This window comes from Sphingomonas sp., from assembly GCF_042091075.1.
Lineage (GTDB): Bacteria > Pseudomonadota > Alphaproteobacteria > Sphingomonadales > Sphingomonadaceae > Sphingomonas.
The window spans coordinates 1-6,036 of sequence record NZ_JBELIE010000188.1 but is presented as its reverse complement, the minus strand read 5'-3'; the positions used below and the strand labels follow the sequence as shown (position 1 = coordinate 6,036).

At 67.3% G+C, this 6,036-nt stretch carries 6 protein-coding genes; 4 read left to right on the top strand and 2 right to left on the bottom strand.

Translation table 11 applies throughout. The features are described 5' to 3' along the window. Both rpsU and ACFDSW_RS14765 read right to left on the bottom strand, forming a co-directional pair. A partial coding sequence (rpsU, locus tag ACFDSW_RS14770; protein ID WP_375251035.1) for a 30S ribosomal protein S21 occupies nucleotides 1-79 on the bottom strand: 79 nt, incomplete at its 3' end. A gap of 115 nt (nucleotides 80-194) precedes the next feature. Next, nucleotides 195-1,022 carry a carbon-nitrogen hydrolase family protein gene (locus ACFDSW_RS14765; RefSeq protein ID WP_375251034.1) on the bottom strand — a complete coding sequence of 276 codons (828 nt, stop codon included), beginning with the start codon at nucleotides 1,020-1,022 and terminating at the stop codon, nucleotides 195-197. 223 nt (nucleotides 1,023-1,245) lie between these two features. On the opposite strand from ACFDSW_RS14765, the gene ACFDSW_RS14760 reads away from it, so the two are divergent. From ACFDSW_RS14760 to cysS, 4 genes are all read left to right on the top strand, one after another. Next, the gene (locus ACFDSW_RS14760; protein WP_375251033.1) at nucleotides 1,246-1,977 is read left to right on the top strand and encodes a response regulator; all 732 of its coding nucleotides are present in this window, start codon (nucleotides 1,246-1,248) and stop codon (nucleotides 1,975-1,977) included. Then, complete coding sequence (locus ACFDSW_RS14755) at nucleotides 1,961-3,343, top strand: sensor histidine kinase (protein WP_375251032.1); 1,383 nt, start codon at nucleotides 1,961-1,963, stop codon at nucleotides 3,341-3,343. Before ACFDSW_RS14760 ends, ACFDSW_RS14755 begins: the two co-directional genes overlap by 17 nt. A gap of 111 nt (nucleotides 3,344-3,454) precedes the next feature. Beyond that, entirely contained in the window at nucleotides 3,455-4,384 is a 930-nt protein-coding gene (locus tag ACFDSW_RS14750; protein ID WP_375251031.1) for an intradiol ring-cleavage dioxygenase, read from the top strand. Nucleotides 4,385-4,452: 68 nt separating this feature from the next. Then, a complete protein-coding gene (gene cysS / locus ACFDSW_RS14745; RefSeq protein WP_375251030.1) occupies nucleotides 4,453-5,886 on the top strand; it encodes a cysteine--tRNA ligase in 1,434 nt (477 codons plus the stop codon). Nucleotides 5,887-6,036: the final 150 nt, after the last annotated feature.

Genomic DNA, 6,036 nt, shown 5'->3' with positions numbered 1-6,036 from the left:
ACACACCCTCGCGCTGCAGCTTCTTCTTGAGCGCGCGCAGGGCCTGGTCGACGTTATTGTCGCGGACGATGATCTGCATAAAACGAACTAACTCCGACTCGAACTGGGGTTCAAACAGGTAAAGCGGCGGCGGGCATGGCCCGCGCCGAACGAACCGCCTCTAGCAGCACCCCGCCTGCACCGCAACCCGCCCGTCAAGCGATCACCATCGGTGCGGGGATAACGCGGCGGTGGCGCAACACCGGGATACGCTGACGCACCTCGGCCTGGCGCGCGGGGTCGATCTCGGCAAAGCCGATGCCGGGCGCCTCGCCCATGTCGAGCAGCACTTCGCCCCAGGGATCGACCACCAGCGAATGCCCGAAGGTGGCGCGGCCATCGGCGTGTATCCCGGTTTGCGCCGCCGCGACGACGAACGCCGCCGCCTCCACCGCACGCGCGCGCAGCAGTACATGCCAATGCGCCGCTCCGGTGGGCCGGGTGAATGCCGCCGGCACCGTCAACACCTCCGCCCCAGCATCGCTCAACGCGCGATACAAATCGGGGAAGCGCATATCGTAACAGATCGATAATCCCATCCGGCCGACCGGCGTGCTGACCACCACCGGACGATCCCCGCCGGCATAGGCCGCCGATTCGCGCCAGCTCTCGCCGCTGGGCAGATCGACATCGAACAGATGCATCTTGTCGTAGCGCGCACGGATATTGCCGGCCGCATCGATCACGAAACTGCGATTGGCCATCCGCGGGTCGGTACGTCGCAACGCCAGCGAGCCCAATTGTACCCACACTCCGTGCGCCGCCGCAGCCTCACGCACGGCGACCAGCGTGCGATCCTCATTCTCCTTCACCAGCGATGGCGCGGCGCGAGCACGGTCGCGATCCAGAAGCCCGGACATCTCCGGTGTGAACACCATCGCCGCGCCGCCCGCCGCGGCTTCTCCGATCGCGGCCACCAGCGCGGCGGCATTCTCCTTCGGGTCGATTCCGGTGTTGGTCTGAACGATCGCGATCCGGGGCACGCGTTACTCCTTGTCCGTCGGCAACGGCGGTGAAATGATCCGTCGGGGGGACGGGGTTATAAAGGTTCGGCGCCCAAACTGTTGCACGCCGGCAACAGCGAGCGGCGAAAAGCCAATATTGCAGCCCCGCAATCGGCGCGATACGTCATTAACGCAATGCTGCGCGATGCATATGATCGCGCCTTCCCGACCGATAGCGGTCCCTCCCCTGACGGAGCCCGATGTGGATCTCGCCACACGACTGCTGATCGTCGACGATGATCCCGGAATCCGCGAACTGACCGCCACGTTCCTCACCTCGCACGGTTATATCGTCGATGTCGCCGAAGATGGCACCGCGATGCGCGCGGCGATGGCGCGCGGCGATTATGCGCTGATCGTGCTGGATGTGATGATGCCCGGCGAGGATGGCCTGTCGATCCTGCGCACGCTGGATCGACGCGCCGGGCCGGCGGTGATCATCATGTCGGTGATCGGCGAGGAAGTGGATCGCATCGTCGGCCTGGAGATGGGCGCCGACGATTACATCGCCAAGCCCGCCAACCCGCGCGAGTTGCTCGCGCGCATCCGCTCCGTGCTGCGGCGCAACCAGGCGAGCGCCTTGCCGACGGTCGCGCCCGCCAATGCGCGCCCTTATCTGCGCTTCGCAGGCTGGCGGCTCGATCCGGTCGGACGGCAGCTGTTCGATCCCGATCAGATCGTTATCAACCTATCCGACGGCGAGTTCCGGCTGCTGCTGGCCTTCGCCGAGCATCCGCGCCGCGTATTGACCCGCGACCAGCTGCTCGATCTGTCGCGCGGCCACAATGCCGAGCATTTCGATCGTGCGATCGACGTGCAGGTCAGCCGCCTGCGCCGCAAGCTGTCGCGTGACGATACCGCCGGGGGCGACGAGCTGATCCGTACCGTCCGCAACGAAGGCTATATCTTCACCAGCGATGTCGACCGGCGCTGAGGGCGGCGGGGTGATACGCCGCGGTCGTTCGATCGCGTGGCCGATCTTCGCGCTGGTGATCGTCAGCGTGCAGGCCGCCATCGCGATCCTGTTCCTCGTCACCTTCCGCGGGCCGCCGCCGATCGTCCCGCCGCGCCCGCTGGAGGCGGTGGTGGCCGCGCTGAAGGAAATGCCGCAACCGCGCTCGTCGATCCCTCCGGAGATATGGCGCGAGCGCCCGCTCGACGCGGAACGCGGGCGTCCGCTACGCCGCATCGACGAACGACCGCTGCAGCCACTGGTCCTGGTGCGCGCCGCCGCGCCGCCTGCCGCGCGATACCGCGAGCACGACGATCCCGGAACGCGGGCGCGGCTGGCATCGCTGCTCCGTACCGACGAGCGCAACGTCGTCGCCTTCACCGAACTGCGTCCACGCTTTGGCGGGCGCGATCTGTTCGGTTCCTTCTCGGTGGGATGGCGTGACGGCGCGACGTGGCGGATCGTGCGCACTCCGCCGGCGCCGCTGCTCACGCACTGGCATCTCCGCACCTTGCTGGCGATGCTGATCGCCACCTTGCTGCTGTCGATCCCGGCCTGGGCGCTCGCGCGCGCGATCTCCCGCCCGCTCGCCCGGCTCGCTGCCGCCGCCGATCGTGCCGGCACCGGCGCGCCCCTGCCGCCGCTGCCAACCGGCAGCCGAGAGGTGCGCAAATTATCGCACGCGGTATCGACCATGCATGCGCGGCTGGCGCGGCACGCCGAAACGCGCACCGCCATGCTGGGCGCGATCGCCCACGATCTTGGCACGCCGCTCAGCCGCCTTGCCTTCTGGGTCGAGCAATTGCCGGATGCGGCGCGCGACCGGGCGGTGGCGGACATCGACGAGATGCGCGCGATGATCGCCGAGACGCTGCGCTTCTCTCGGGACGAAGCCGGCACGCTCGACCAGACGATGGTGGAATTGTCGAGCCTGCTCGACAGCCTGGCAGAGGATATGGCGATCGAGGGCGAGGCGATCGGCGTCACGCCGGGGCCGCGCGTCGTGGTTCGCGGCAATCCCAGCGCCCTCCGCCGCATCTTCGGCAATCTGATCGCCAATGCGCTGCGCTATGGCCAAAGCGCGATGCTGTCGTGGCGGGTCGAGGCGGATCGGGTGATCGTCACCATCGCTGATCGCGGTCCGGGTATCGACCCGAGTCAGGCCGAGCGGCTGTTCGAACCGTTCGTCCGCGGCGATCCGTCGCGCAATCGCGCGACCGGGGGAGCCGGCCTGGGCCTGGCGATCGTCCGTGCAATCGCCGAGCGCCATGGCGGCACTGCCACGCTCGGCAACCGCGACGACGGGCCGGGCGCGGTGGCGACGGTGACGCTTCCGGTCGCCCGCTGACACAAACCCCGGCCGGCCGATACAAACGGACATATGACGATCGGTCGCCGACATCGAAAGATGCGGCATCGATCGTAGCAAATCCCTGTTTTCTACGGGGACCTTACATCGATGCAGAAGCCACATACCGACGTTCACGACCGCGCGCACGACCATGATCGCGGCCTTGCGCATGACCTGATGGTGATGAGCGGGCTGATCGAACGCCGGCGTGCTTTGAAATGGTTTGCCGGGGCGGGCACCGCCGCGCTGGTGGCAGGTTGCGGCGGCTCCGACGCCAGCGTCGCCGCGACGAGCGAGGCCAGCGCGGCGGCGGCAACACCGACGCCCACCCCGACACCGACCGCCACCAGCACCGCCACGGGCGCCAGCACGGTCAGCGGCTGCGTCGCCGATCCGACCGAAACGAACGGCCCCTACCCCGCCGACGGCACCAATGTGTCGAGCGGACTAACCTCGAACGCGCTGACCGTCAGCGGGATCGTGCGCGGCGATATCCGGTCGAGCTTCATGGGCACGTCCACCGCGATCGCCGCCGGCGTGCCGCTGACGCTGACGCTGACGGTGGTGAACGTGAACAGCAGTTGCGTGCCGCTCGCCGGCTATGCGGTGTATGTGTGGCACTGCAATGCGCGGGGACAATATTCGCTCTACGATCTGCCGAGCGAAAGCTATCTGCGCGGGGTCGGGGTGACCGACGCCAACGGTCAGGTCACCTTCACGACGATCGTGCCCGGATGCTATGACGGGCGATATCCGCACATCCATTTCGAGGTCTTCTCCTCCCTGGCGACCGCGACGGGCGGGCGTTATGCGGCGCTGATCTCGCAGCTGGCGATCCCGGCGGCGATGTGCAGCGCGGTCTATGCGGACACCGCCACCTATGCGAACGGGGCGACCAACTTCGCGCGCGTATCGATCAGCAGTGACAATGTGTTCGGCGACAACAGCAGCGCGCAGATCGCCCAGCAGACACCCGCCTTCTCCGGCAGCGTCGCGGCGGGCTATACCGCCAATGCGGTGATCGGGCTGGCGCGCTGATCTGATCGCGGTGGCGCGCCGGGTGCGGGGACGTGCACCCGGCGCGCCGCCCCCGCATGACGCGCGGCATGACCCATGGCGCTCCGCTTCTCCTGTTCAACAGCCTGTCCCGTGGCATCGAGACGTTTCGGCCAATCGATCCCGACAATGTTCGCGTCTATTCCTGCGGGCCGACCGTCTATCACTATGCCCATATCGGGAACCTGCGCGCCTATGTGTTTACCGACACGCTGGCGCGCACGCTGCGGTGGAAGGGCTGGCCGGTGACGCATGTCATCAACATCACCGATGTCGGCCATTTGACCAGCGATGCCGATGCCGGCGACGACAAGATGGAAGCCGCGGCGAAGCGTACCGGGCAGGATATCTGGGCGATCGCGCGCCATTACACCGAAGCGTTCCAGCGGAATCTGGCCGACCTGCACATCCTGCCGCCGACGCACATGCCGCTGGCCACCGATCACGTCGCGGAGATGATCGCCTGGGGCGAGAAGATCGCGGCGCGGCATTGCTATCAGCTTGACGACGGCCTGTATTTCGACACGACCACGGTGCCCGATTACGGGCGACTGGCGGGCGCGGCGGACGATGCGGCGCACGCCCGCATCGACGCGGTCGCGGGCAAGCGCCATCCGCAGGACTTCGCGATCTGGCGCACGACGCCGCCGGGCGAGACGCGCCAGATGGAGTGGGATTCGCCCTGGGGGCGCGGCGCGCCGGGCTGGCACCTCGAATGTTCGGTGATGAGCCGCCGTTATCTGGGCGCGTCCTTCGATATCCACACCGGCGGGATCGATCATCGCGAGATCCACCATCCCAACGAAATCGCGCAGAACCAGGCCTATTGCGAGTGCGGGGATACCGGCGCGACCTTTTGGATGCACAACAACTTCCTGGTCGATCGGACCGGGAAGATGAGCAAGTCGTCCGGCGACACGCTCACGCTGCAACGGTTGATCGATCGCGGTTTCCACCCCCTCTCCTATCGCGTGATGTGCCTTCAGGCGCATTATCGCAGCGAGCTGGAATTCTCGTGGGACAATCTGTTCGCGGCACAGGTACGGCTGAAGCGCTGGGCCCATGCGGTGGAGGGACTGCGCGCGCGCGCCGAAGCGCCCGGCGGCGCGGACGTATCGGGATATCATGCCCAGCTCGACGCCGCCCTGTCGGACGATCTCAACACGCCCCGCGCGCTGCCGGTGCTCGACGCGCTGCTCGCCGACAAGCGGCTATCCCCGGCGGATCGCCTCGAGGCGCTGGCGATGTTCGACGCGGCGCTGGGGCTGAACCTGACCTCGCTGACCCGGGCCACGCTGCGGGTGCGGCCGATCGAGGCGACGGTCGACGTCGACACGATCGAGGCACGCCTCGCCGAACGTCGCGCCGCACGCGCGGCGAAGGACTTCGCCCGTTCCGACGCGATCCGCGACGAATTGACCGCCGCTGGGGTGGAAGTGATGGACGGCGATCCGCTCGGCTGGGATTGGAAGGTAGCGATCTGAAACCCTTGCCAGCCACGGTCGCGCACCGCACTGTCGATTGAATCACGATACGATTGGCGGAGAGACGATGACTGACAATCGGCTGACAGCGGTATTGCCCGCGCTGGCGCGTCCGCTTCTCGAACCGCGCCTGCCCGACGATATGGAGGT